Raw genomic sequence first — 25369 nt, forward strand, 5'->3', positions numbered from 1 at the left:
TCATCCCGGCGTCGCGAAATATCTCCTACTATAGCACAGTGTTACGAGGGGAGATCCCTCCTTACACTCGGGATGACGGCAGCTTCACTGCGCTGCTCCAGAACTACACTTTTCTTGTCCAACGTCATTAAATTTGGAGTAACAATGACTGTGCAAAAAGTAAATCTGCTGGATTACAATTACCAACAAATGCGTGAACTGCTGGATAGCTGGGGCGAACAGCCTTATCGTGCCCAACAAATAATACAGTGGATTCATCAAGCAGGTTTATCTGACTTCACTAAAATGACGAATCTAAGCAAGTCATTAAGAGAAAAGCTTGCGCAACTCTCATATATTAAATTACCTGAAATCGTTGCTTGTCAAAAATCGAATGATGGTACCCACAAATGGCTTTTAAAACTTGATTGTGGCAATTGTATTGAGACAGTATTTATTCCTGAAGCTAATCGTGGAACTTTATGTGTTTCCTCACAAGTAGGCTGCGCATTAAATTGCTCTTTTTGTTCCACTGCAAAACAAGGGTTTAATCGTAATTTATCTACTGGTGAAATTATTGGTCAGGTTTGGTTAGCAGTACGTGAATTATCATTACAACAGGGTGCGCATGACAAAAGAGTGACAAATGTCGTGATGATGGGAATGGGCGAACCTTTACTCAATTTTGATAATGTAGTGTCAGCAATGAATATAATGATGGATGATTTTGCTTACGGATTATCAAAACGTCGCGTTACTTTAAGTACTTCTGGAGTATTGCCTGACTTGGAGCGTTTAAGAGAGGTCAGTCCTGTAGCTCTGGCTGTTTCATTACATGCACCCAATGATGAATTAAGAAATGAGTTGGTCCCTATAAATAAAAAATATCCTCTGGCTCAGTTAATGGCCTTGTGTAAAACTTATTTTAAAAATGAACCGCGAAGGAAAGTGACTTTTGAATACGTAATGCTTAAGGGGGTTAACGACCAGCCATTGCATGCAAAGCAATTGATAAAGTTGTTGCGTGATGTTCCAGCTAAAGTCAATTTAATTCCTTTTAATCCTTTTCCGATGACACAATATGAGCGTTCATCTCAGGAAGCAATTGATGCCTTTAGAGATATGTTAATCGCTCAGGGCATTAATACAATTACTCGAAAAACACGCGGAGATGATATCGATGCCGCATGTGGTCAATTGGCGGGTGAGGTTAAAGACAGGACAAGTCGTTCTCAAAGATGGCAAAAGTTACACTTTATGCCTAAAGCAAATCAAGAGCTCAAGACTGCAGAATAATCGGCGCAACGTGAATGTCTGTTCGCTTTGATTATGCAGCATAATCCGAGATCTTTTTGATGTCATCCGAGTATAGCGAAGGACTTTTCATCGTAACACAGCGCTAGAGGTGGCGATCTTTCACTACTCGAGGGATGACGGAGCGGCCTTTTCATGGTCTCCAGTCCCAATTTTGTCATCTGAATTACAGTAAAAGTCATTATTTGTTACAAATCATTTTTAATTTATTTGTAAGCGGTTATAATGCGCAATCATTTCTAACCTTAGTGTGAAATATTGTGTTTAAAAAGTTTTATCTCTTGATGATTGTAACCTGTCTGTTTTTGCAGGCATGTGCGCATGATGAAGAAAGTGAAACACAGAATTTAAAAAAACCGGATCTCAGTAAGGCTGCGTCATATAATGTTCAGTTGGGGTTAGGTTATTTAAAACAAGGTGATAGACCTAGAGCTAAGAAAAAGCTGATCACCGCATTAGAGCAAGAACCGAATTCACCTGATGTTAATTCGGCAATGGCTTATTATTTTGAACAAACAAAAGAGTTGGATCAAGCAGAGAAATACTATTTAAAAGCCCTGTCGGTAGCGGGAAACAGCGGCGCCCAGCTTAATAATTACGGAGCTTTTCTATGCCGACAAGGTGATTATAAAAAAGCTGAAGCTTACTTTTTAAAAGCGGTTAATGATTTAAAATATTTGCATACTGCAGGAGCTTATGAAAATGCAGGTCTTTGTGCGCTATCAGTTCCAAATGAAGATAAAGCCAAGAGTTATTTCGCAAAAGCATTAAATCAGGATCCCTCTAGAAAAGTGTCATTTTACGAATTACTAAAACTTGAAATTAAAATGGGACATGATTCAGAGGCATTTGCTATGGTACAGAAGCATCCTGAGCTAGTTTTGAATGATAAGGCATTATTAATTTTGGCCAAAGAAGCTTCTGATAAAGTTGGGCAACATGCTATAGCTGCAGAATATGAACAAAGCATAAATAATTTGAATTCCAATATCGATAATAGTGGAGTAAATAATGAATACAACAACCACGCTGGATGAAAATATAATAGAGCATGATAAGAATCCAGGCGAGCAACTTGCTAGTATACGCCAACAAAAAGGATATACAGTTGAGTATGTTGCCAATAAATTGCACTTAAGGGCTCGTATTATTGAATTAATTGAAAACAATGAATTTCATTTGTTACCAGAACCTGTTTTTGTTAAAGGTTATTTACGTGCTTATGCTAAATTATTAGGTACTTCCCCTGAGCCTTATTTAGCCATATTTAATGAGCAGTTTGTCGTTGAGAAAAAATCGGATCGCGCCCTCTTATGGCAGCAAAGTAAGCGTGAATCTCACAAGGCAGAACATGTGATTCGTTGGTTTACAATTTTATTTGCTTTAGGCGTGATCGTTGCTGTAGGTGTTTGGTGGCAAAAAAACAGGGATACCCAACAGGTGTTTCCTGCCAAAAATGCTCCTGCTGATTTATCGTTAAATCAAACACCAGCAATGGAAACTACAGAACTGAAGCTTACTGATATATCAAAAATGCAATCATTATTAAATCCAAAACCGGAAATGTCTCCTTTGGAGAAAATAGGTGGCTGAGCGAATTCAAGCAATACGAGGAATGAATGATATTTTGCCTGATGCAACGGCATCTTGGCGGACTATTGAACAAACTTTTGTGAGGGTGTTGTCTCGTTTTGGTTATCAGGAAATCCGATTTCCACTTGTTGAAAGTACCCAATTATTTAAACGGACTATAGGCGAAGTAACCGATATAGTCGAAAAAGAAATGTATACTTTTAATGACTTAAATGGGGACAGTATTACCTTAAGACCCGAAGGTACTGCAGGCTGTGTTCGTGCTTGCTTACAAAACGGACTTTTGCACAATCAACAGCAAAAATTGTGGTATTTAGGCCCTATGTTTCGTCATGAAAGACCTCAGAAAGGACGATATCGACAATTCAATCAATTAGGTGTGGAGGTTTTTGGAATACCCGGTCCAATGGTTGAATTGGAGTTAATTTCAATTTGCCGTAAATTTTGGGAGCAATTAGGATTTGCCGATTCTGTGCAGTTACAGGTGAATACCTTAGGTGAGTTAGAGGAACGGCAGCGTTATAAAAAAATTCTTGTCGAATATTTGACTGATCATGAAAATCAGTTGGATGAGGACAGCAAACGCCGATTAAACCGTAATCCATTACGGATTTTGGACAGTAAAAATCCTGAAATGCAGCTGTTATTGGCTAATGCACCAAAATTAATGGATGTTCTTGATGGAAAAAGTCGTGAGCATTTTCAGTCTTTTTGTGAGGGGCTTGAGGCATTACAGGTACCTTATGTAGTCAATCCCGTTTTGGTTAGGGGACTCGATTATTATGGACATACCGTCTTTGAGTGGGTAACTGATAAATTAGGCAGTCAGGCTACTGTCTGTGCCGGAGGACGATATGATATATTGGTGGAACAATTAGGCGGTAATCCAACGTCTGCTGTAGGTTTTGCATTAGGTATAGAAAGAATATACTTGTTGATGGAAACTTTGGCTCTTCTGAAGGAAGAGAGAAAAAAGAATGCATTGTATATTATTACTGATAATGAACAGGCTGTGATAAAAGGACTTCTAATTTCTGAATTGATACGTAACGCTTATCCAGAAATTGAAGTATCAGTAAATACTGCGGGTGGTAGTTTCAAAAGCCAATTCAAAAAGGCAGATAAAAGTGGTGCACGCCTCGCTTTAATTTTAGGTGAAGATGAATTAGCAAATCAACAAATCAGTATTAAAGATTTACGTAATGAAGCGGAGCAAATTACTGTGAATCAAAATATGATTAATCAAGTATTAAAAGATTATTTCGAGTGAGGTAGGAGAACGCTATGTCAGTGTATATGACTGAAGAGGAACAATTAGAATCGATAAAAAAATGGTGGAAGCAATACGGTAATCTTGTCACCGTAGTATTATCGCTTATCCTCTTTGGTATTGCAGGATATCGATATTTGAATTGGCATCAGGAAAAGCTGACACAACAGGCATCAATTGCCTATGAACAAATGATGGTTGCTCTGTCGAATCAAAATATTAAATCGGTACGAGCCTATGCGAATGAATTGATTCATGAACACAGTAATACAGTCTATGCTGATGCAGCACATATGACTCTTGCGAAAATTTACGTATCCAAAAATAAACTGGATAAAGCCACAGATGAGTTACAAGCTGTTGCAGCAAACAGTAAAATGTTGTCCTTAAAGCAGATCGCAAAAATCCGTTTGGCACGAATCTTGGCCGCAGAAAAATCTTATACAAATGCCCTTAAGGAACTGAGTAGTGTTGATGATAATACTTATTTGCCAGTAATTAATGAATTAAAAGGTGATATTTATGGTGCTACTGGTCAATATCAGGAAGCCATGAGTTCCTACAAACTGGCTTTGGATGAAGTGAAAAATAATGGAATGGGTAATTTATTTTTAGAAATGAAAACTAATGCGATAGCAAGTAAATCACATTCAATGATTTCTGAGAATAAAAAAGTCGAGTCTGCATAACGATTAATAGGAGCCTGTAGGCAGTGGTGCGAAACGTCTAATTTTCCATGTTTTTCGCGTTTGCTCAGGATGGAAATTCAAAGCGGTTATCACAATTATTGATATATTTTGTATAGCACAAATTTGAGGTTTAATTTTCATGAAAATGAAATTATTTATTTTAATTCTCTGTACTTTAATTCAGGGATGTTCAAAACTTGATGATTACATGTTAGGTAAAGACAACACGCCAAAACCTAAAGAACTGAAGCAAGTTAAAGATAAAATTAAAGTGGAGCAAAATTGGACTACTTCTGCAGGTAAGGCTTCTAAAAATAAAGAATATCTAAGGATAAAACCTGTAGTCAGTGGCGGTGTTATTTATACTGCAGACACAAGTGGTTTAGTACAAGCAATTAACAAACATAATGGTAAAATAAAATGGGCTACGGAGCTGAAGCATGGTTTGGTTAGTGGTCCTGCTGTAGCCCGTGGTTATATTGCTTTAGGCACTAATAACTCGTCATTAGTGGTACTAAATCAAAATGATGGTAAAAAACTGTGGCACGCCAAGGTTACTGGAGAAATTTTATCGCCACCTACTATTCTAGGTAAAAAAGTAATCGTTAAGACAATCGATGGTAGAGTTTATGCATTTAATGCCGCAGACGGTAAGCAAATGTGGATGGCAGAGCATGGTGCACCCAGCTTAATTCTCAAGGCGGGCTCATCTCCTGTTGCTATGGGAAATTTAGTGTTAATCGGTTTTTCTGATGGTAAATTGGATGCATACGATCGTGAAACAGGGCGCTTAGTATGGCAACGAAGTATTGTATATGCCTCTGGGTCCAGCGATGTAGAGCGCTTAGTCGATATCGACGCTGATCCGATTATAGAAAATAATGTAGTGTATCTTGCGAGTTATCAGGGATACATTGGTGCACTTTCTTTGACTGATGGACAATTCATTTGGAGAAAGCCAGGTTCTGTCTATAAAAATATGGTCTTAAATGGTAATACCTTGTATGTAACGGATAGTCATGATGTCTTATGGTCTATTGATAAGCGTAATGGCCAAGTTAATTGGAAACAAACCAGTCTGAAAGCAAGAGGATTGACTGAGCCAGCTCTGGTTAAAAATGATTTGGTTGTAGGGGATAAAACGGGTTATCTCCATTTTATTGATGCTCAAACAGGTGAAATTATAGCTCGTTCAAAAGTTTCAGGTGGTGTCAGTATTTCTCCAAGCGTGGTTGGAAGAAAGTTATATGTATTAACAGACAATGGAATGCTTAATCAATTATCTGTGAGTTAATAAATGATCCCTGTGATTGCACTTGTTGGGCGTCCTAATGTTGGTAAGTCTACCTTATTCAATAGGTTAACGAAGACTCAAGATGCCCTAGTTGCTGATTTTCCTGGCTTAACTCGCGATAGGCAGTATGGCCAAGCTCAGCATAATAATAAACACTATATCGTTGTTGATACTGGTGGTATCGGTGTTGACGATATTGCTGTTGATAATTTAATGTCGAAGCAATCAGAGATAGCGCTGAATGAGGCGGATATCGTTCTTTTTTTAGTTGATGGACGCTCAGGCCTGACTGGTATTGATGAAAAAATTGCCAATAATTTGCGTAAATTAAGTAAAAAGATACATCTTGTTGTGAATAAAACGGAACAGATGGATGATGATGTGGCTTGTGCTGATTTCCATGCCTTGGGTATTGTAGATATTCATTCTATTTCATCATCTCATGGTAGTGGAATTAGAGAGCTCCTTGATAAGGTATTAGCACCATTTGCGTCTCAAGATGATGCAACTGAAGAAGATAATGCAATTAAAATTGCCTTTGCTGGTCGCCCTAATGTTGGAAAATCAACTTTAATTAACCGCATTTTGGGCGAAGAGCGGGTTGTTGTTTATGATATGCCTGGTACAACCCGAGACAGTATCGCAATTCCTTTTGTTCGTGATGAGCAGAAATACGTGTTGATTGATACAGCGGGTGTGCGTAGAAAATCTCGAATTGATGAAAAAATTGAAAAATTCTCTGTAATTAAAACATTGCAAGCCATTGAAGAATCTAATGTGTGTTTACAGCTTCTTGATGCAAGGGAAGGAATTACTGATCAAGACATGAATTTGATTGGTTTTATTATTGAATCCGGTAAGGCTTTAGTTATTGCAGTAAATAAGTGGGACGGTCTGGATGAGGAGCATAAGGAAAAGGTAAAAAGTGAATTATCCAGAAGACTGCATTTTGCAAATTTTGCAAAAATTCGATTTATATCTGCATTACATGGCAGCGGAGTGGGGAGCTTATTTAAAGACATAAATGAAGCTTATGCTTCAGCCGTCCAATCTTTTTCCACCCCAAGATTAACACGCTTACTTCAGGATATCAGCACGAAACATACTCCTCCTTGTGTGAGTGGGCGCAGAATAAAATTGAGGTATGCTCATCTTGGTGGTCACAATCCTCCTGTCATTGTAATTCATGGAAATCAATTGGCTGATTTACCTGATAGCTATAAGCGTTATTTAAATAATGAATTTATTAAACATTTGGGATTGGTAGGGACTCCTTTGAAACTTGAATTTAAAGGTGGAACAAACCCTTTTGCGGATAAAAAAGTTAAATTATCACAACGCCAAGTGAATAAAAAAAGAAGATTAATGAAGCATGTCAAAAAGAGAGCAAAAAAGTAAGAACTAGTCACTGATTTGCTGTCAATTTCTTTAAAAAATAAAATCTAATACTAAATATATATAGCATTTAAGAAATCGTTGGGCCAAGGCCCAACCTACATCGATTTATTATCCTAATCCACGTATTTTTTCGATTTATAGAGCGCTTTGCATTGTGTAATAATCTGTTTCATTCGTGTACCACCAATATTTAATTTATTAAGAATCGCAGGATTTTCAGCAATTGTTTTGCATAAAAGTATATTTTCTCCAAGTAGCATTTCGATTTCTGCTTTTGTAAAGTTGGTAATGCAGGTGATAGGATATAAGCCTGAAAACTCAATTAACTCTTTTAAACTGCCTTTTTCCGGAAAATCCCAGCTAATTAAATGTAAACCAGCGCACTGACCATATTGTATTGCGTCGTTGGTAAAGCGAGTATTAGTAACAAGCCATCCTTGTAGCGTTTCTCCAGGTTTTTTTTTATAAGCTTGTTCGATATCAAGAAAACGTGCTTTGATATACAAAGTAATTTTTACATCACATGCAAGACCTAGACGATTATGGTATTTGCACTCGACAAAAACATGTTCGTTTTGACGTTCACCAACTACATCAACTTCATGGTTGACACAATGTCCGTTGATAATTTGATTATTGAGTACCGTATAGCCTTGATGTCGCATGAGCTCCGCAACGTATTTTTCAAAAGGATATCCGGAAAATCCAAGCTGCATAATCGCGCGTTTTAGATGATACTTACCCGCCAAGGCTTTTGACTGATTGCGTAGAAGCCGAAATGCAATCCGATATATTTCATGTGTGGTCATTCCATCAACTACAGATTGTGACACTTCACTAACAATATTATTTATAAGTGATTGGTCCGCTCCAACCCGTTTTAAGGAGCGGTAGATGCGATGGGGATTGAAGAGAACTTTTTCACCGGAAGATTTAATGATATTAATAGAATTTGTAGGTGTGATGATTCTATTCATTTATAGACTCCACTTGAGTAGCGAATCAATGATATCTTGACTTATATCAATATGATTTGAGGGATGAGGGATAGTGTTACAACTAATAATTTTGGTTATATGAGAAGCTAAAAGTTTTTGATACGCAGCGCCAGCAAAAATAGCATGAACACCGATACAAATAGCGGGTTGCATCATTAAGGAATGCATATGCTTCAATGTTTCTATCATTGTCATTCCAGTAGATATAATGTCATCAATGAGTATAGGGGTTGATTTAATATATTGATTAATCCCAGGAATAGAAATTTCAACCTCGGTATCGCTTTTCCTGTTTTTCTCTAATATGGTGAAAGGAGCACTAGATTTTAATGCAATGGTTTCAACCCATTGCGCGCTCTCTGAATCAGGACCAATAAGAATTGGATTGGGTACATGTTGATGGATCCAGGAGGCAATCGCATTGGTCGCATGCAACACGGTAGTTGGTATTTCATAAATTTCATTTAAATCCTTCCAACGATGCAAGTGGGGATCAATCGTGATTAAGCCGTCAAAATAAGAAGAAATCAATTGTGCAAAATAGGCAGAAGTAATGCCTTGACCCGATTCAAATACTTTATCTTGACGCATATAAGTGAGATAGGGAGCTATTAAGATTATTTTGGATGCACCCAAAGATTTTACTGTTTGTGCAGCAAATAAAAGTGGAAGAATTTTCGAGTTGGGATGCGCCAGATTGACTACAAATATGACTATTCGCTGGGCCACATCAGAGTCAACTTTTACCACAGTTTCTTCATCCGGAAATTGATGAAAGCTCATTTGCCCAAACTCATAATGGCATTTTTTTTGGATTGTGTGCGACAATTTATCATGTCCAAATAATGTAAAAAGTATGGGGTTTTTCATGTGCTGGCCTCAATTTGAAATATTTCATGCCCTTGCTTCAGGAAATCAAGAGCATAATTGAGTTCACTACGAGTTTCTGCGTAGATTCTAAAAAGGGGCTGAGATTTTTTGACTACCGAATGCAGTTCTGTTAATAGCTCAACACCTGCTGCTTTTGATTTTGGTGCTCCAGCTAATTTTGCCATTTGAGAGATATGACGATTATCAATGTTAATCACGATCCCTGAGCGTGTGGATTCAATTGTATGAACAACCGGTGCTTTTTTTATCTCTCGTAGACCTCCTTGAGCCCGGCAAATTGCTTCAAATTTAGCTAAGGCCTTGCCACTATTAAGTAAATGAGTTGCTATATTTAGTCCTTGACCTGGCAAAACCTGAGGGGAAAACTCTATGATATGTCCCGCTAATACTAAAGCATGATCACGTAAATCTTGTGGCGCATTTTGATCGCAATTTAAAACGGATAATACATCCAGTGCCTCTAAAACAGGTCCAATCCCACGACCTACCGGTTGTGATCCATCGCTGAATATTACTTTTATTTTGAGGCCAAATTCTTCGGCAACACATTTTAGTAATTGTTTTAAAGATTCAGCCCTTTCAATCGAACGAACCTTAGCTGTGGTTCCTATAGGCATATCAATAACTAGATGATTTGAGCCCGCAGCAATTTTTTTTGACAGAATAGATGCAACCATTTGACCCTCGCTATCAATATTTGCGGTTCGTTCAATGCGGATTAGTAAATCATCAGCAGGACTTAATGACATCGATCCTCCCCAAACCAAGCAGCCGTTTTCTTGCTCCACAACTTTTTTCATTTCATTGAGCGTTAAATTAACCCTGGTAAATACTTCCATTGTATCTGCTGTTCCTGCTGGGGATGTGATGGCCCTTGAGGAGGTTTTTGGAATTACTAAGCCAAATGCAGCAACAATTGAAACAACAATAGGTGTAGTGCGATTTCCTGGTAAGCCACCCACAGAATGTTTATCCACAATGAACGGAAGCTCCCACGATAATTGTTGCCCAGAATCGATCATTGCACGAGTAAGATCAATAATTTCTTTCTGTGAAAGTCTGTCACCACCGCTCGCTGCGATATACATTGCTATATTAATGTCAGAAAGTTGACCGGATACAATGTCTTTGATGATGTGGTTTGTTTGTTCAGCAGTTAATTCATTACCATAAATTTTGGAGCGAATGTAACTAAGAGAATCAAGTGGTTGAGGATGAATTACTGCGATCTCATCGCCTTCTTTTGCGGAGAGTAGTTCCCATGCATAATTTGAAAGACTGGCTTCATTGTGCCTTAATAAATCAGTTTCTACTGTGTTCAATGTAGCAACAATAGAGCGCTTATTGAGTATAACCCGAACACGCGTTTGGGCAGTGAATCCTTCCGATTTACAAATATGACAATCTTGACGCATATAAATAACAGGCTCTTTATGGGTATTAATTCCTAAGTATTTAAGCGTCAAAGTTGTGTGCTTTTTACTCATAATTGCTCTTTTTGTCCATACTCAGGAATAGTGCATTCCCAACCGAGTTGTGTTTCAATTTTGTGCTTTAAAGAGAGTGCAGCTTCTGGTTCTCCATGAGTTACAAAAGTTTTTTTAGGTGGCTGTTGGAATTGTTTAAGCCAACCAAGTATTTCACCATAATCGGCATGGGCGGAGGTACTTCGAATAGCTTCTACTTGAGCATTTATAGGGATTATTTTGCCATGGGCTTCAATAAACTTTTTACCTGCAAGAATTTCTGCACCTAGGGTTTCCTCTGCTTGGAACCCAGTAAACAATAAAGTATTACGTGGATCCGAGGCGTAGGCTCTAATATGAAATACAATACGACCACCAGATGCCATGCCACTTGCAGAGAGAATAATCTTGGGTGTTTTATCTAAATCCAATTCAATCGACTCATCCATGGCCCTCACGTAGGTTGCAACATCACAGAGCTCCTGACATTGGCTTTGGGTTAACCGAAGATCTTCTATATGGTTATATAAAATTTGCGTTGCATTAATCGCCATAGGGCTATCTAAATAAATAGGAACATCTGGAATCGCATTTTCTTTTCTTAACTCAGAAAGATGATGCAATAGCACTTGCGTACGGCCCACAGCAAATGCTGGAATAATAACTGAGCCGCCTCGTCGAATGGTTTTATTAATAATTGTTTTTAATGTCTGCTTGGGTGGTTCTATTTCATGAAGACGATCGCCGTAAGTTGATTCGATGACAAGGTAATCAACCTGTTGAACTTCTGTAGGTGTCTTCATTACCGGATCATGCATTCTTCCTAAATCTCCGCTAAAAAGTAGCGAGGTATCCTGATATTGTATTCGTACAAAAGATGAACCAATGATGTGCCCGGCAGGAATCAATCGAACACTTAGGTGAGTATTCAGTTGTATTACTTTATTGTAGGCATGCGGCTGAAACAGATTTAATGCATTTTCAGCATCTTCAAGCGTATAAAGAGGAAGAGCAGGGTGATGTTTTGAATAATGGTGATCATTAGCGTGTTTGGCATCTTCTTCTTGGAGATGCGCACTATCACGTAATAAGAGTTCACATAAATCTTTAGTCCCATACGTGCAATAAATGGGATTATTGAAACCCTGCTTCACCAATAAAGGGAGATAGCCGGTATGATCAATATGGGCATGTGTGAGAATAACAGCATCCAATATTTCCGGACTAAATGGCAGTGGGCTCCAATTTCTTAGACGTAACTCCTTTGGACCTTGAAAAAGCCCGCAATCCACCAAAATATTTTTTTGATCAAACGAAAGAAGGTACTTGGAACCTGTAACAGTTCCATTGGCGCCAAGAAATGTGATTTGCATAATAATTAATCCTTTAATAACAGCGCAGAGAAAAAATTAAATTATTAAAGACGTAATGTTAAAACATCACATGGGGCATGATTAACCGTAGCATGCGCTGTACTACCCAAAAATGAATGCAAACCAACCGAAGAGTGGCTTCCGATAACAATAAGCTGGCAATTTAATTCTTTAACTTTATTAAAGATATGTTCTTTGACTGAGCCTACCTCAACAAATTGTTGTGCTTGCGGGATATTATAATTTTCACCCAGTAAGGCTAAAACGGTTTGCGCATCATCTTTGGCAGGATTTGCTAATTCTGTAAAACCTAAACCTTGGGCTAGTTGGAAACTCGCAGGAAGCTCTATAACATGCAACAGATATAATGTAGCATTAAATTGTTTGGCAATAGAGATTGCTTTTTCTGTGAGATGATTATGCTCCTTGAGCAAATCCGTAGCAAATAAAATATTCTTATACATAGAAGCCTCTCAATGGTATTTATTATTGTAAATAATAGTAGATTCCTTGGTATAAGTACCTATTTTACATTACAAAATATGAAATAATTTAGTTTAAATGGTTGAGCGGTGGCGCCATATTGGCCATACTTTTTAGATATTACTCATGCTGGATATTTGATGGTGTCTAATTAGTTATTTATGCCGAGACTACACGATTGCAATACATCTGAAATCAGGATTTATTTCCTTTAGAGGCGTCAAAACAAAATCTCGAGAGTGGATGTGTGGATGAGGAACAATGAGTTTCTTAGATTGAACAACACGATTTTCATATAAAAGAAGATCAATATCAATAATTCTGGGACCCCAGCGTTTTTTCCGGATTCTTCCTTGTTTCTTTTCAATTTTTTGGCATGCATTGAGTAGTTGCAAGGGAGATAAAACCGTAGAAAGCTCAACTACTGCATTACAAAAATCTTGTTGTCCTTGTAATCCCCAGGCTTTAGACCAATAAAAGGATGATACTTTAGTAACGACAGTACAGCGCAATGCTTTTATTGATTTAATTGCTTTTCGAAGTTGACGTTCAGGGTCGTGCTGATTTGATCCCAACCCTAAGTAACAAACATTCATTATGAATCGCTTGTTTTTTTGGGTTTTGGCTTACGGCGGCGTTTACGCTTCTGCGTGTCAGGTGTTAATTGCGCAACCATATTGCCTTGTTCGGCCTCGTCTGCATCCTGGAACGCCGTCCACCATTGTGCGAGCTCCATGGACTCATCCCCTGCAAGAGCGCGTAATGCCATAAAATCATATGCTGCCCTAAAGCGTGGATGTTGTAAGAGGTTAAAGGCTCTTCCTCCGAGTCTTTTGGCAAAACGATACTGTAGTAACCAAATTTCACGAATAATTTGTGTATAGCGTCTGGGAATGGAAATAATTTTGTTTTGCTCAGCAAGAACCAGTGACATTGCTTTTTCTATAGATGGGAGTGGATCAACACCAGTTTTTTGTAAGTCCTTTGAACATTCAATCATAGGGAACCATAAAAGGACTGCAAATAAAAATGCCGGAGTTACTGGTTTATCTTCTTTGATGCGCGTATCGGTATTTTCCAGAGCAATGGCTAATAAAGCATTTACAGGATATGAACTGCTTAATAGGGCATTGGTTTGTGGAAATAAATATTGAAACAAACCATATTCCATAAGCAGTTTTTGAACCACCTCAGCATTGCCGCATTGGTATAATTTGGTCATTTCATCAAATAAACGCGAATTGGAGACATGGGTTATGAGATGGCTAATTTCAGGGAAAGGGGCCTCTGTTTCGGGTGCAAGTTTGAAATTTAATTTTGCACTAAATCGAATCGCCCGTAACATTCGCACAGGGTCTTCCTGGTAACGTTTTGTTGGATCGCCAATCATACGAATGAGCTTTTCTTCAACGTCCTTAACACCACCAGTAAAATCAATAATAGTGGAGTCATTGATATTGTAGTAGAGCGAGTTAATTGTGAAATCGCGTCTCCAAGCATCTTCATCGAGTGAGCCATAGGCATTATCACGAACCAGCATTCCGCGTTCGTTTGTTTGTTGGCTCTCATCAGCAGCCAAGTGTCCTCGGAACGTAGCAACTTCAATAATTTCTCGATGAAAAAGTATATGAACGAGCTTGAATCGCCGACCAATAATTCGTCCATTTCTGAATAAATTCTTGACTTGATTTGGTGTTGCATCGGTTGCAACATCGAAATCTTTGGGGGCTTTATGCAGCAATAAATCTCGGACACTTCCGCCCACGATGTAGGCTTGAAAACCAGCACCAATTAGGCGGTTCAGTACTTTGAGCGCATTGCTACTAATGTCCGCTTTAGATATGGAATGTTTATTCCTCGGGATTATGTAAGCTGAAGCAACAGGAGTCACATGAGCTCTGTTTCTCTTTAACAGCTTTTTGATGAATTTGATGATCTCTGTATCTCACAAGATTAACGAAACATTGAATATTATATCGAAGCAAAAGAATAAAGTGAATATTTGACTTTATAAACCTCTAATTTAAAGTCAAATTTGTAGGGTGAATCTTACAGAAAAGCTTAGGTAATTATTAGATTAAGAGTATATCATATAGTTTTTCAATTTCTGACATCTGAGGCTTTGATGGATTTTATTGATGTTATTGCGAGTTTAATCGTTTTAATCATATTAGAAATTGTTTTAGGAATAGATAACTTGGTTATTTTGTCCATTTTATCTGAAAGACTACCTCCAGAACAGAGAAAAAAAGCGAGACGTTGGGGGCTAACCCTCTCCTGGGTAATGCGGTTGCTCTTACTTGCGATTGCGGTGGATTTGATCAAATTAACTAAGCCCTTGCTGACAATCAATCAGCTTTCTTTCTCTGCACGTGATTTGTTTCTCATGTTAGGTGGTGCTTTTTTAATTTGGAAAGCTACCGATGAAATTCACCAGGATGTCACGGAAGATGGCGTATTAGTAAGTGAAAATAAAAAACATCCATTTAAAGCATCTTTCAGGATGGTTATTTTGCAGATTGTAATAATGGATATTATCTTTTCTCTCGATAGTGTCTTAACCGCCGTCGGCTTGACCTCTCGATTTTGGGTCATGGCTCTGGCAATTACTTGTGCCATTTTCATTATGATTTTTGCAAGCGAAATGGTTAGTGCATTTATTAAACAACACCCGACGATTAAAATGCTTGCTTTAAGTTATTTAATTCTAATTGGCATGGTATTAGTTGCTGATGGATTTTCTTTTCATATACCTCGAGGATATATCTATTTCGCTATGGGTTTTTCCCTATCAGTTGAGTCCCTTAATTTATTGAAGCGGTCACGAAAAAAAAGTAAACGGAAATCTGGAAATTAATTATGTTATATATTAAAGCGTTTCATATTATTGCGATGGTTGCATGGTTTGCTGGATTATTTTACTTGCCGAGATTATTTGTTTATCACGCGGATACTCATGACCAGACAAGTATTATCCGTTTTAAAATAATGGAAAAAAGATTGTACTATGGAATCACCTGGCCTGCAGCGCTACTGACCACTGTATTGGGATTATTGCTGCTCAGTTACAACCCTGCTTATTACCTTAAGGCAGGTTGGCTGCATGCTAAATTGAGCCTTGTTGTTCTTTTATGGGTTTACCACCTGCTGTGCGGGCATTATTTAAAAACATTTGCTCAAAATAAAAATCAAAAAAGCGCTCGTTTTTTTCGCATTTATAACGAAATACCAACGTTATTCTTAATAGCAATCGTGTTATTGGTTGTAGTTAAGCCGTAACTTCAGTGTTGATGGAAATCATAATGTGTTTGCTTAGCCCGGGTTAGTTGCGGAATCCGGGCTACATACTTCGTTTGCGATGGCTTATGGTCTTATTCCATTTCCACCATGTCAAAATCTTCTTTTCCGGCACCACAATCTGGACAAAACCAATTTTCTGGCACATCTTCCCAACGTGTACCTGGTTCAATTCCATCTTCAGGCCATCCTTCAGCTTCATCATAGATAAAACCACAGATAACACAAATATATTTTTATACTCTTGCATGATAGTACTCATTATAAAAGGGCGTAATTTAGCTATTGTGGAACCCAATGTAAAGATCAACCTCTTTTTTTTGCCAATTTTTCGCAATGTCTGTAATATTATATCGCAAAATTATGGAGATTTTTATGACGCGTTCAACAGATTTATTTCATCAAGCCCAAGCACTGATTCCTGGTGGGGTTAATTCACCTGTACGAGCTTTTAAAGGGGTTGGTGGTGATCCTATCTTTTTTAAACAAGGTAAGGGGGCATACCTTGTCGATGTAGATAATAATGAATACATTGATTACGTTGGATCTTGGGGACCATTAATCCTTGGTCATTGTCACCCGGCTGTGATTGAAGCCGTAAATAAGGTGCTTCATAGCGGTATGAGTTTTGGAGCACCTACAGAACTTGAAGTACAATTAGCTGAAAAAATTATCTCTTTAATTCCTTCAATTGAAAAAGTACGGATGGTGAATTCTGGTACTGAAGCCACGATGACTGCTATTCGGTTGGCCCGTGGTGTCACCCAGAAAAATAAATTCATAAAATTTAATGGTTGTTATCATGGACACAGCGATAGTTTACTGGTCAAAGCGGGTTCTGGTCTGCTTACCTTAGGCATTCCCTCAACCCCTGGAATTCCACAAAGTGTCACAGAACATACTTTAACCGCCAATTTTAATGATCTCGATCAAACCGCACAATTATTTGAAAAATTTCCTGACGACATCGCCGCAGTCATTTTAGAACCTGTTGCGGGAAATATGGGTTTCGTTTTGCCTGATTTAAAATTTTTGCAGGGATTGCGCCAATTATGTGATCAATATAACGCCTTATTGATTTTCGATGAAGTCATGACTGGTTTTAGAGTGGGGTTAACTGGAGCTCAAGGCGTATTCGGAATCACTCCTGATATTACTACCTTAGGTAAAGTTATTGGTGGGGGCATGCCCGTCGGTGCTTTAGGTGGAAGAGCAGAAATAATGTCCTTTCTAGCGCCTGAGGGCCCAGTTTATCAAGCAGGGACACTTTCTGGAAATCCATTAGCTATGGCCGCTGGTCTTGCAACTTTATCTGAAATCGAAAAAGCTGGTTTTTTTGATTCGTTAAGTCAGTCTACAAAAGCTTTAACCCAAGCTTTAGCCTCGGTTGCTGAAACATTAAATATTCCATTTTTTACTGCTTCATTAGGTGGAATGTTTGGTTTTTGTTTTACAGAAAAGACTCGCATTGCAGATTATGCTGACATCGCCGCATCTGATGAAATTTTATTCAAAAAGTTTTATCATGGAATGTTAGGAAAAGGCGTTTATTTTGCTCCCTCTATGTATGAAGCTGGATTTGTTTCCAGCGCCCATGGAGAACATGAAATTATTAAAACGCAAATGGCTGCAGAAGAAGTTTTGAGCCAATTGAAAAAATAAACAAACTCCTACTCCATCTCGAGTCAATCAAGGTTTCTCCCTGCCATATTATTATATTTCAGGGGGAAAATTCTTGCCGTGCTCGAGATGATATGGGCTGTAAATAGGATCGATATAACGATAAAAAAATAAATTTTTAAAGGTACTAGACAGTAATTTTTCCACATGTCATATTCAGAGTGGGTCTTGAATTAACAAGGAAGGCTATAATGTCGGGAATGACAAAAAAGGAATTCATCAAATCAATGCCACAGGGAATTATCCCTCTTTTCTTTATTCAAATAGTCTCCACTTTAAGTTTTAGCGTTCTTTACTCTACGCTCGTTTTGTACATGAAAGGGAAGTTGGGGCTGCAAACCAACACTGCGAACAGTATTATGGGAGTATTTATTGCATTCAATTATGGCTTACACTTGCTTGGTGGCTTTTGGGGTGGACGCTTGCTTTCTAATCGCGCATTGTTTTGTGCAGGAATGGTGGCACAAATTATAGGTTGTATCTTATTATCATTTGGTGATATCTCATTCCTTTATTATGGCTTGGCAGCTTTTTTAACTGGGTCAGGTTTAAATGTAACCTGTTTAAATTGCATGTTAACCCAACGTTTTTCCCCAGAAGACACTCGTCGAGAGGGCGCTTTTCTCATGAATTATGCGGGAATGAATATTGGCTTTTTTGTAGGTTTTAGCTTGAGTGGCGTATTTCAGCTCACTCAGAATTACGAACGACTTTTTTTAATGAGCAGTTTAGGAAATTTAATTGCTTTGATCATCTGCTTGTATTGTTGGCATCAGTTATCAGACAGGGAAACAATTTTTTCTCAAAAAGATAAGCCTTCTCAAAAAAGAGCCGCTCTTTTGGGATGTGCTTTAATTATTGTACTGCCTTTCATGTTGAGTGAGTTGTTGCATTATGCTGACTGGGCTAAAAAGTTAGTCCTTGTAACTGGCGCGCTAATGATTGGTATTATTTTATATTTAGCAAAACAACAACCAACAAAAGAAGCCAGAGATAAAATCATTGCTTTTGCCGTGCTTATGATTGTCGGAACCGTTTTTTGGATGCTTTATCAAATAGCTCCTATGGGGCTTACTGTCTTCATTGATCATAATGTCCAAAGAGAATATGCGAGTTGGATTATTCCACCACAATGGTTTCAAAATATAAATACTGTAGCTATAGTTATTGGTGGTCCATTATTAGGCGTGTTATTGCATAAAATGCGCAGGAACGGTGTGCAGATTAATATTCCTACTCAGTTTGCGCTGGCATTGCTCTTTATTGGAATGGCTTTTGTTATATTGCCTATTGGTATCTCGTACGCTAATTATGAAGGGCTAGTGAATCCGGGTTGGATTATTATTAGTTATATCTTACAAAGTATAGGTGAGCTTTTAATATCCCCAATTGGTTATGCTATGATAGGGTATTTGGCTCCATCATCATTACAGGGTGTAATGATGGGCATGTGGATGCTCAATACAGGTGTTGGTGCAACTTTGTCTAGCTACAGTTCTAACTTGATGATTGAAGGGCAAGACAGTAGTTCACCTTTAGTGACTAATAGTGGTTATAGTCATGTATTTTTAATGCTAGGGTTATTTGCAATTGGTGCTTCAATTGTACTTTTTATCATTGTACCTAAGCTGAGAGAGTTAATTCAGGAAAAAAAGTCAACTGAAGTACAAGAAGCCAAAGGAATGGCTACGAATCGAGTGGTTGTATGTGAGTAATTTTTTTGTACCGATTAATAAGGCAGAGTTGGATTGGCATGGTACTCTGCCTTTTTCAACACAATATGATGATGTGTACCATTCTTCTGAAGGCGGAATGCATCAATCCCGCCATGTCTTTATTGATGGAAATGATCTAATCAAGCGTTGGCGATCATTTTCTAATGATAAGCCACAAAGATTTACCATTGCAGAGACTGGTTTTGGAACCGGTTTAAATTTTCTTGTAAGTTGGAGTTTGTGGGAACACTATGCGCCCGAATCCTGTCAATTGCATTTCATTTCATGTGAAAAACATCCTTTATCACTTAGTGATTTAAAGCGAAGCCTTGCTTTCTGGCCGCAATTGGAAAAGCAGGCTCAACAACTGATAGCCAGTTATCCGGTATTGACACCTGGATATCATCATCTGTCATTTTGCGAGGGCAAAGTGACCTTAACATTGATGCTTGGAGAGGCTTTGGAATGCTATGAACAGCTGTTAATTTGTGGGGAATCCTCACTTGAAAGGCAGCTTCGAACAGCTTTTGTCGATGCCTGGTTTTTAGACGGTTTTGCTCCCTCTAAAAATACAAGTATGTGGTCTGATGCGCTCATTAAAACAATTGCCATGTTATCTAATGAGCACACTACCTTAGCTACGTATACTGCTGCAGGTTCTGTTAAAACCAATTTGATCGAAAATGGGTTTGTTGTTGAAAAAAGAAAAGGCTTCGGACGAAAACGGCATATGCTTTGTGCTCGTTTTGCTCAAAACCCAATACACAAAGCAGCAAAAACGCCATACGCCATGGCATGTTAGTGCTCCTGAACGGTATTCCAGTAAATCAGCTGTTATTTTAGGAGCAGGATTGGCCGGCTGTTTTACCGCATACACACTTAATAAAAGAGGGTGGAAAGTTACACTTATTGATGAATTAGGTCAGGTAGGTCATGGTGGATCAGCGAATCAGCAAGCCGTCTTATTCCCTAAACTCTCTGCTTACAATTCACCTTTGACGCAGTTTATGTTATCCGCATTTTTGTATGCTGCACGAGCTTATCAACGCATTTTAAATCAGGCCAAGATAGGTGAATTATGTGGTTCTTTGTTACTTGCATACTCAGACAAAGAAAAGGCGGCACAGTCCAGTTTACATTCTTGGCTGGCTCATTATCCAGAGTTGGGTTCATTAGTTGATATACAACATGCTTCTGAGTTAGCTGGATTGTTGTTAGATAAGCCTGGATTGTATATTCCTTTATCAGGATGGATAAATTCTCCGGAATTATGCCAGTTTTTTAATTAATCGAGAAGGCATTTCTTTGCTAACCAATACTTCAATAAAACAATTAGCTTTTGATAAACGATGGATAGTGAATGATTTAGACACTGAAGTACTCATTTTAGCTAATGGGTATAAAATTAATTCATTTAAACAAACGGAGCATCTACCTGTTAAGCCTATACGGGGCCAGATGACAGCAATTCCCATCAACGGATCAAAGTGCGTCTTTAAAACTACCTATATGTGGTGATGGTCATGTTCTTCCTGCTCTTAATGGTATGCATCAATTAGGTGCCACTTATGAGTTAAAATCTGCAGAATCTCAAATTAAATCTCAGGATGATAGGATTAATTTAGCAAAGCTGAAGCAACTGGCTCCAGAAATTATATGGTCTGATGAGGTAAGCAATCATTGGGCTGGAGTTAGAGCATCAACTCCGGATTATCTTCCTTTGGTTGGTAAAATTGCTGATGCTGAACAGTTTTTACATCAATTTGCACAATTGGAAACGAATGCAAAACGTTGGATAGCGCAGAGTGGACCTTATTATCCTGGGCTTTATGCCTGTGCTGGATTCGGTTCCCGCGGTCTTACAACCATTCCTTTATGTGCGGAATGGCTGGCGTCGGTAATTAATAATGAAATAAGTTGTTTACCCAGAAATTTGCAACAGGCTTTATCACCCGCACGTTTTTTGCGAAAAAATATAATTCGTGGAGCTATTAAAATCGATTGAGATGAGATTCTCATTAGAGCATAATAATAAACCTGTAGTCCTCGTCATCTTTTGCTATCGAGATAACGACAAGAAACCAGGGTTTCACTAGTTGCAACCAGACTACGGTAGTTCATATATTTAAGATCAAGGAGTGACAATTAATGGCTGGTTCCATGGGCAAAGCCTTCAAACAGACAATCAAAGAAAATCAACCCTTACCTGTATTGGGTGCCATCAATGCTTATTCTGCTATGCTCGCGCAATGTGCTGGAGCTCAGGCAATCTATCTTTCAGGAGCTGGTGTTGCAAATGCCTCTTATGGCATCCCCGATCTTGGCATGACCAATTTATCGCAAGTGCTCGAAGATGCACGAAGAATTACCGAAGCCTGTTCTCTTCCTCTTTTGGTTGACGTAGATACTGGATGGGGGCATGCATTTAATATAGCCAGAACAGTAAAGCTGATGGAAAAGACAGGGGTTGCCGCCATACATATTGAAGATCAAGTATTGGCAAAACGATGTGGACACAGACCCAATAAAGCCATTGTATCCATGAAAGAAATGGGGGATCGAATTAAATCTGCAGTTGATGCACGCCAAGATCCTGATTTTGTCATTATGGCAAGAACAGACGCCTATGCTGTTGAAGGCATGAATGCAGCGATCGAACGAGCTTTGCTTTGTATTGAATTGGGAGCTGACATGATATTTCCTGAGGCTATGACTCGCCTCGATGAATATCAAAGATTCACGAAGGCAGTTCCTGTGCCAGTGTTGGCGAATATAACGGAGTTTGGTAAAACTCCTCTATTTAGTCGGGAAGAACTCAAACAAGTTGGTGTATCACTGATTTTATATCCTTTAAGTGCATTCAGAGCAATGTCTCAAGCTGCTTTAAACACTTACAGGACAATTCTTCAAGATGGAACGCAAAAAAACATATTGGACAAAATGCAAACTCGAGAAGAATTATACGAAGTACTTGGTTATTATCAATACGAACAAAAACTAGACCAATTGATGGAGGAAGACAATGAGTGTTAAAAGCGGCGGTTTAGCCGGTGTTGTTGCAGGACAATCAGCAATTTGTACAGTTGGACTAGCAGGTAAGGGTTTAAATTATAGAGGCTACTCAATTGATGATTTAGCAGAATATGCCACCTTTGAGGAAGTAGCCTATTTGTTACTCTATGGAAAACTGCCTACTCAAAAACAATTGGATGAATATACAAAAAAACTGACTCAGTTAAGAACATTACCAGAAGGTTTAAAAAACAGTTCTTAAATTAATTCCTAAAAACACTCATCCCATGGATGTGTTGCGAACTGGATGTTCCTTTTTGGGAACAATTGAACCTGAAGATGATTTTTCTCAGCAAAATCATATTGCAGATCGTTTGTTGGCTTTATTTCCAGGAATGATGTGCTACTGGTATGCATGGCATTTCCATAATAAAGAAATATCTGGTTTAAGTGAGGAAGAAACAACTGGAGCTCATTTTCTTGCTCTATTACATGGAAGAAAACCGAGCAAACTAGAAGCTCAGATGATGAACGTATCCCTAATTTTATATGCTGAGCATGAGTTTAACGCCTCTACCTTTGCTGCGCGAGTTACTGCTGCAACGCTTGCTGATTTTTATTCTGCAATTACGAGTGCAATTGGTACATTACGTGGTCCTTTACATGGTGGTGCTAATGAAGCGGCAATGGAGCTTATAGGACGTTTCACAAGTCCTGATCAAGCCGAAACTGAATTGAAGAAAATGTTGCTTAATAAAGCGCTCATCATGGGATTTGGACATCGTGTATATACAACGAGTGATCCTCGCTCTGACATTATTAAAAAATGGTCATTTCGCTTAGGCGAGGAAAAAGGAGACCTTCTTTTATATCATGTTTCTGAACGTATTGAAGAAGTGATGTGGAATGAAAAGAAATTATTTCCGAATCTGGATTTTTATAGTGCTTCAGCATACCACTATTGTGGCATACCAACATTCTTGTTCACTCCTATTTTTGTGATGTCACGTATTACAGGATGGTCAGCACATGTGTTTGAACAAAGAGCAAATAATAAATTAATAAGACCCACTTCTGAATATACTGGACCTGAGCCACAGAAGTTTCGTCCTATTGAATCGAGAGGATAATGCGAAATCCATGCGTCAATTGTAGCCTGGATGTAGTTGGGCAAAAACTATTAAGTTAGGAATTTTCCTGCTCCTCTCTCCCCGTTATCCCGAGCGTTGTAAGGGATCTCCTATTAGTAACCACTGTGCCATAGCGTGGGAGATCCCTCTCGGGATGACGCGGGTAGTAGAGGAGAGGGGATTACTTAGCTGATAAGGAAACATTATTTATACACAGAGGTTATTATGCACAGTTATGTTGAAGATAATATTAAGCCTGATTACGATCAGGTCATGATTGATATTGCTGATTATGTATTAAACAAGAAAATTGATAGTGCTTTAGCATATGAGACAGCACGTCTATGCCTTATGGATACATTGGGGTGTGGGATTTTGGCATTAAATTTCCCTGAATGCACCAAACTTTTAGGCCCAATTGTTCCCGGTGCTACGCTCGCTGGTGGGGCTCGGGTTCCTGGTACTGCATATGAGTTAGATCCAGTACAAGCTGCTTTTAATATTGGTGCTATGATTCGTTGGCTTGATTTCAATGATACCTGGCTTGCAGCTGAATGGGGGCATCCTTCTGATAATTTAGGCGCGATCCTTGCTGTTGCAGATTATATGTGTCGACAAAATTGCTCCAAGGGTAAACCCCCAATTTTAATGCAAGACGTACTTACTGCGATGATTAAGGCACATGAAATTCAAGGTTGCCTCGCTCTTGAAAACAGTTTTAATCGAGTGGGATTAGATCATGTCTTTTTGGTCAAAATTGCCAGTGCAGCTGTTGCTGCTCAATTGTTTGGTGCCGATAGAGACACGATGTTAAGAACCTTGTCCCAAGTTTTTGTCGATGGTCAAAGTCTGCGAACCTATAGACATGCTCCGAATGCCGGTTCTAGAAAGTCATGGGCTGCAGGGGATGCAACATCCAGGGCAGTTCGATTGGCATTAATTGCTAAAGCCGGGGAAATGGGTTATCCCAGTGCGTTAAGTGCCCCCAAATGGGGTTTTTATGATGTTCTTTTTGAAAAGAACGTATTTAAATTTCAACGTCAGTATGGCAGCTATGTTATGGAAAATGTTTTATTTAAGTTATCCTATCCCGCTGAATTCCATGCACAAACCGCCGTTGAGTGTGCAGTGATGTTACATCCAATAGTGCAACAACGATTCAATGATATCGCTCGAATTGATTTAGTAACCCATGAGTCGGCGATTCGAATTATTAGTAAGCAGGGGGCTTTGCATAATCCAGCAGATCGAGATCATTGTTTACAATACATGGTTGCTATAGGTTTATTATTTGGCGATTTAAAGGCCGAGCATTATGAAGACGATATCGCCGCCGATCCACGTATCGATGCATTGCGCGCCAAGATGCATGTCACTGAGAATGAGCGTTTTTCAAGGGATTACCTTGATCCAGAAAAGCGTTCTATTGCAAACAGTATTAAGATATTTTTTAATGATGGCACCGAAAGTGATTTGATTACAGTGGAATATCCAATTGGCCACAAACGTAGACGTGAAGAAGGTATTCCAGTTTTGTTATCCAAATTTAAAACGAATTTAAGCACGCAGTTTCCAGCAGATCGCGTTGACCGTATCATGCACGTAATGAGTGATACAAATACACTGGCCACAATGAAAGTAGAAGATTTTATGCAGCTATGGGTTGTCTCCTAGTCTTTAAGAAGTGTATTCAACCTCGGGGTTATTAATATCCCGAGGTTCTTGTTCCTAATAGCTTAACTTTGCTTATCCCAATTAAATGTATATAATTTGATCAGGTATCCGAT

22 protein-coding genes and 3 pseudogenes are annotated in these 25369 nt (G+C 38.6%); 17 read left to right on the forward strand and 8 right to left on the reverse strand.

The window, feature by feature from the left end; all coding sequences use genetic code 11:
* Positions 1-144 precede the first annotated feature (144 nt).
* From rlmN to der, 7 genes are all read left to right on the forward strand, one after another.
* The gene (rlmN, locus tag EL022_RS10445) at positions 145-1275 is read left to right on the forward strand and encodes a dual-specificity RNA methyltransferase RlmN (RefSeq protein ID WP_028380637.1); all 1131 of its coding nucleotides are present in this window, start codon (positions 145-147) and stop codon (positions 1273-1275) included.
* Positions 1276-1577: 302 nt separating this feature from the next.
* A complete protein-coding gene (pilW, locus tag EL022_RS10450; protein ID WP_193392434.1) occupies positions 1578-2330 on the forward strand; it encodes a type IV pilus biogenesis/stability protein PilW in 753 nt (250 codons plus the stop codon).
* Positions 2305-2886 (forward strand): helix-turn-helix domain-containing protein, encoded by a 582-nt coding sequence (locus EL022_RS10455; RefSeq protein WP_028380635.1) that lies wholly within the window; start codon positions 2305-2307, stop codon positions 2884-2886. Before pilW ends, EL022_RS10455 begins: the two co-directional genes overlap by 26 nt.
* Positions 2879-4156, forward strand: a complete 1278-nt coding sequence (hisS, locus tag EL022_RS10460; RefSeq protein WP_028380634.1) for a histidine--tRNA ligase — start codon at positions 2879-2881, stop codon at positions 4154-4156. The genes EL022_RS10455 and hisS overlap by 8 nt, the downstream gene beginning before the upstream one ends.
* Before the next feature lie 14 nt (positions 4157-4170).
* A complete protein-coding gene (locus EL022_RS10465) occupies positions 4171-4845 on the forward strand; it encodes a YfgM family protein (RefSeq protein ID WP_028380633.1) in 675 nt (224 codons plus the stop codon).
* Between the two features lie 139 nt (positions 4846-4984).
* Complete coding sequence (bamB, locus tag EL022_RS10470; protein ID WP_028380632.1) at positions 4985-6139, forward strand: outer membrane protein assembly factor BamB; 1155 nt, start codon at positions 4985-4987, stop codon at positions 6137-6139.
* Between the two features lie 3 nt (positions 6140-6142).
* Complete coding sequence (der, locus tag EL022_RS10475; protein ID WP_028380631.1) at positions 6143-7537, forward strand: ribosome biogenesis GTPase Der; 1395 nt, start codon at positions 6143-6145, stop codon at positions 7535-7537.
* Between the two features lie 113 nt (positions 7538-7650).
* Here der and EL022_RS10480 read toward each other — a convergent pair whose 3' ends face one another.
* The 7 genes from EL022_RS10480 to pcnB form a co-directional block, all read right to left on the reverse strand.
* Positions 7651-8514 (reverse strand): restriction endonuclease, encoded by an 864-nt coding sequence (locus tag EL022_RS10480; protein ID WP_028380630.1) that lies wholly within the window; start codon positions 8512-8514, stop codon positions 7651-7653.
* Positions 8515-9405 (reverse strand): ribose-phosphate diphosphokinase, encoded by an 891-nt coding sequence (locus EL022_RS10485; RefSeq protein ID WP_028380629.1) that lies wholly within the window; start codon positions 9403-9405, stop codon positions 8515-8517. It lies immediately after the preceding gene.
* Entirely contained in the window at positions 9402-10913 is a 1512-nt protein-coding gene (locus tag EL022_RS10490; protein WP_028380628.1) for a thymidine phosphorylase family protein, read from the reverse strand. Before EL022_RS10490 ends, EL022_RS10485 begins: the two co-directional genes overlap by 4 nt.
* Positions 10910-12265, reverse strand: a complete 1356-nt coding sequence (locus tag EL022_RS10495) for an MBL fold metallo-hydrolase RNA specificity domain-containing protein (RefSeq protein ID WP_028380627.1) — start codon at positions 12263-12265, stop codon at positions 10910-10912. Before EL022_RS10495 ends, EL022_RS10490 begins: the two co-directional genes overlap by 4 nt.
* 44 nt (positions 12266-12309) lie before the next feature.
* Positions 12310-12729: a universal stress protein gene (locus EL022_RS10500; protein ID WP_028380626.1), complete on the reverse strand. Its 420-nt coding sequence runs from the start codon at positions 12727-12729 to the stop codon at positions 12310-12312.
* A 189-nt stretch (positions 12730-12918) separates the two neighbouring features.
* Positions 12919-13344, reverse strand: coding sequence for a 2-amino-4-hydroxy-6-hydroxymethyldihydropteridine diphosphokinase (gene folK, locus EL022_RS10505; protein WP_028380625.1), 426 nt, complete (start codon positions 13342-13344; stop codon positions 12919-12921).
* Entirely contained in the window at positions 13344-14639 is a 1296-nt protein-coding gene (gene pcnB / locus EL022_RS10510; protein WP_028380624.1) for a polynucleotide adenylyltransferase PcnB, read from the reverse strand. The genes folK and pcnB overlap by 1 nt, the downstream gene beginning before the upstream one ends.
* Positions 14640-14873: 234 nt before the next feature.
* On the opposite strand from pcnB, the gene EL022_RS10515 reads away from it, so the two are divergent.
* Both EL022_RS10515 and hemJ read left to right on the forward strand, forming a co-directional pair.
* The gene (locus EL022_RS10515; RefSeq protein ID WP_028380623.1) at positions 14874-15605 is read left to right on the forward strand and encodes a TerC family protein; all 732 of its coding nucleotides are present in this window, start codon (positions 14874-14876) and stop codon (positions 15603-15605) included.
* A gap of 2 nt (positions 15606-15607) precedes the next feature.
* Entirely contained in the window at positions 15608-16027 is a 420-nt protein-coding gene (hemJ, locus tag EL022_RS10520) for a protoporphyrinogen oxidase HemJ (RefSeq protein WP_028380622.1), read from the forward strand.
* Between the two features lie 92 nt (positions 16028-16119).
* Here the strand turns inward: hemJ and EL022_RS10525 are convergent.
* Positions 16120-16295 (reverse strand): annotated as a pseudogene (locus tag EL022_RS10525) (rubredoxin).
* A gap of 125 nt (positions 16296-16420) precedes the next feature.
* Between EL022_RS10525 and hemL the strand changes: the two are divergent.
* From hemL to EL022_RS10555, 8 genes and pseudogenes are all read left to right on the forward strand, one after another.
* Entirely contained in the window at positions 16421-17707 is a 1287-nt protein-coding gene (gene hemL / locus EL022_RS10530) for a glutamate-1-semialdehyde 2,1-aminomutase (protein WP_028380621.1), read from the forward strand.
* A gap of 209 nt (positions 17708-17916) precedes the next feature.
* Positions 17917-19440, forward strand: a complete 1524-nt coding sequence (locus EL022_RS10535) for a peptide MFS transporter (RefSeq protein ID WP_028380620.1) — start codon at positions 17917-17919, stop codon at positions 19438-19440.
* Complete coding sequence (gene mnmC2, locus EL022_RS16390) at positions 19433-20242, forward strand: tRNA (5-methylaminomethyl-2-thiouridine)(34)-methyltransferase MnmC2 (protein ID WP_241972161.1); 810 nt, start codon at positions 19433-19435, stop codon at positions 20240-20242. Before EL022_RS10535 ends, mnmC2 begins: the two co-directional genes overlap by 8 nt.
* Entirely contained in the window at positions 20187-20729 is a 543-nt protein-coding gene (locus EL022_RS16395; RefSeq protein ID WP_241972162.1) for an FAD-dependent oxidoreductase, read from the forward strand. The genes mnmC2 and EL022_RS16395 overlap by 56 nt, the downstream gene beginning before the upstream one ends.
* A gap of 188 nt (positions 20730-20917) precedes the next feature.
* A pseudogene (gene mnmC1, locus EL022_RS16400) lies at positions 20918-21445 on the forward strand (FAD-dependent 5-carboxymethylaminomethyl-2-thiouridine(34) oxidoreductase MnmC1); the annotation flags it as partial.
* A 143-nt stretch (positions 21446-21588) separates the two neighbouring features.
* A complete protein-coding gene (gene prpB, locus EL022_RS10545; RefSeq protein ID WP_028380618.1) occupies positions 21589-22473 on the forward strand; it encodes a methylisocitrate lyase in 885 nt (294 codons plus the stop codon).
* A pseudogene (prpC, locus tag EL022_RS10550) lies at positions 22463-23582 on the forward strand (bifunctional 2-methylcitrate synthase/citrate synthase). Before prpB ends, prpC begins: the two are co-directional and overlap by 11 nt.
* Positions 23583-23807: 225 nt before the next feature.
* Positions 23808-25256: a bifunctional 2-methylcitrate dehydratase/aconitate hydratase gene (locus EL022_RS10555; protein ID WP_028380616.1), complete on the forward strand. Its 1449-nt coding sequence runs from the start codon at positions 23808-23810 to the stop codon at positions 25254-25256.
* The last annotated feature ends 113 nt before the right edge of the window (positions 25257-25369 follow it).

Origin of the sequence: Legionella cherrii (genome assembly GCF_900635815.1) — a bacterium.
GTDB classification, from domain to species: domain Bacteria; phylum Pseudomonadota; class Gammaproteobacteria; order Legionellales; family Legionellaceae; genus Legionella; species Legionella cherrii.

Bases quoted from the DNA above. Each gene is read 5' to 3' on its own strand.
- hemJ (WP_028380622.1), top strand. From the start codon at position 15,608: ATGTTATATATTAAAGCGTTTCATATTATTGCGATGGTTGCATGGTTT.
- pilW (WP_193392434.1), top strand. From the start codon at position 1,578: ATGATTGTAACCTGTCTGTTTTTGCAGGCATGTGCGCATGATGAAGAA.
- rlmN (WP_028380637.1), top strand. From the start codon at position 145: ATGACTGTGCAAAAAGTAAATCTGCTGGATTACAATTACCAACAAATG.
- EL022_RS10455 (WP_028380635.1), top strand. From the start codon at position 2,305: ATGAATACAACAACCACGCTGGATGAAAATATAATAGAGCATGATAAG.
- EL022_RS10515 (WP_028380623.1), top strand. From the start codon at position 14,874: ATGGATTTTATTGATGTTATTGCGAGTTTAATCGTTTTAATCATATTA.
- bamB (WP_028380632.1), top strand. From the start codon at position 4,985: ATGAAAATGAAATTATTTATTTTAATTCTCTGTACTTTAATTCAGGGA.
- folK (WP_028380625.1), bottom strand. From the start codon at position 13,344: ATGAATGTTTGTTACTTAGGGTTGGGATCAAATCAGCACGACCCTGAA.
- EL022_RS10555 (WP_028380616.1), top strand. From the start codon at position 23,808: ATGCACAGTTATGTTGAAGATAATATTAAGCCTGATTACGATCAGGTC.
- der (WP_028380631.1), top strand. From the start codon at position 6,143: ATGATCCCTGTGATTGCACTTGTTGGGCGTCCTAATGTTGGTAAGTCT.
- prpB (WP_028380618.1), top strand. From the start codon at position 21,589: ATGGCTGGTTCCATGGGCAAAGCCTTCAAACAGACAATCAAAGAAAAT.
- EL022_RS10480 (WP_028380630.1), bottom strand. From the start codon at position 8,514: ATGAATAGAATCATCACACCTACAAATTCTATTAATATCATTAAATCT.
- EL022_RS10495 (WP_028380627.1), bottom strand. From the start codon at position 12,265: ATGCAAATCACATTTCTTGGCGCCAATGGAACTGTTACAGGTTCCAAG.
- hemL (WP_028380621.1), top strand. From the start codon at position 16,421: ATGACGCGTTCAACAGATTTATTTCATCAAGCCCAAGCACTGATTCCT.
- EL022_RS10465 (WP_028380633.1), top strand. From the start codon at position 4,171: ATGTCAGTGTATATGACTGAAGAGGAACAATTAGAATCGATAAAAAAA.
- EL022_RS10535 (WP_028380620.1), top strand. From the start codon at position 17,917: ATGTCGGGAATGACAAAAAAGGAATTCATCAAATCAATGCCACAGGGA.
- EL022_RS10500 (WP_028380626.1), bottom strand. From the start codon at position 12,729: ATGTATAAGAATATTTTATTTGCTACGGATTTGCTCAAGGAGCATAAT.
- EL022_RS10490 (WP_028380628.1), bottom strand. From the start codon at position 10,913: ATGAGTAAAAAGCACACAACTTTGACGCTTAAATACTTAGGAATTAAT.
- EL022_RS10485 (WP_028380629.1), bottom strand. From the start codon at position 9,405: ATGAAAAACCCCATACTTTTTACATTATTTGGACATGATAAATTGTCG.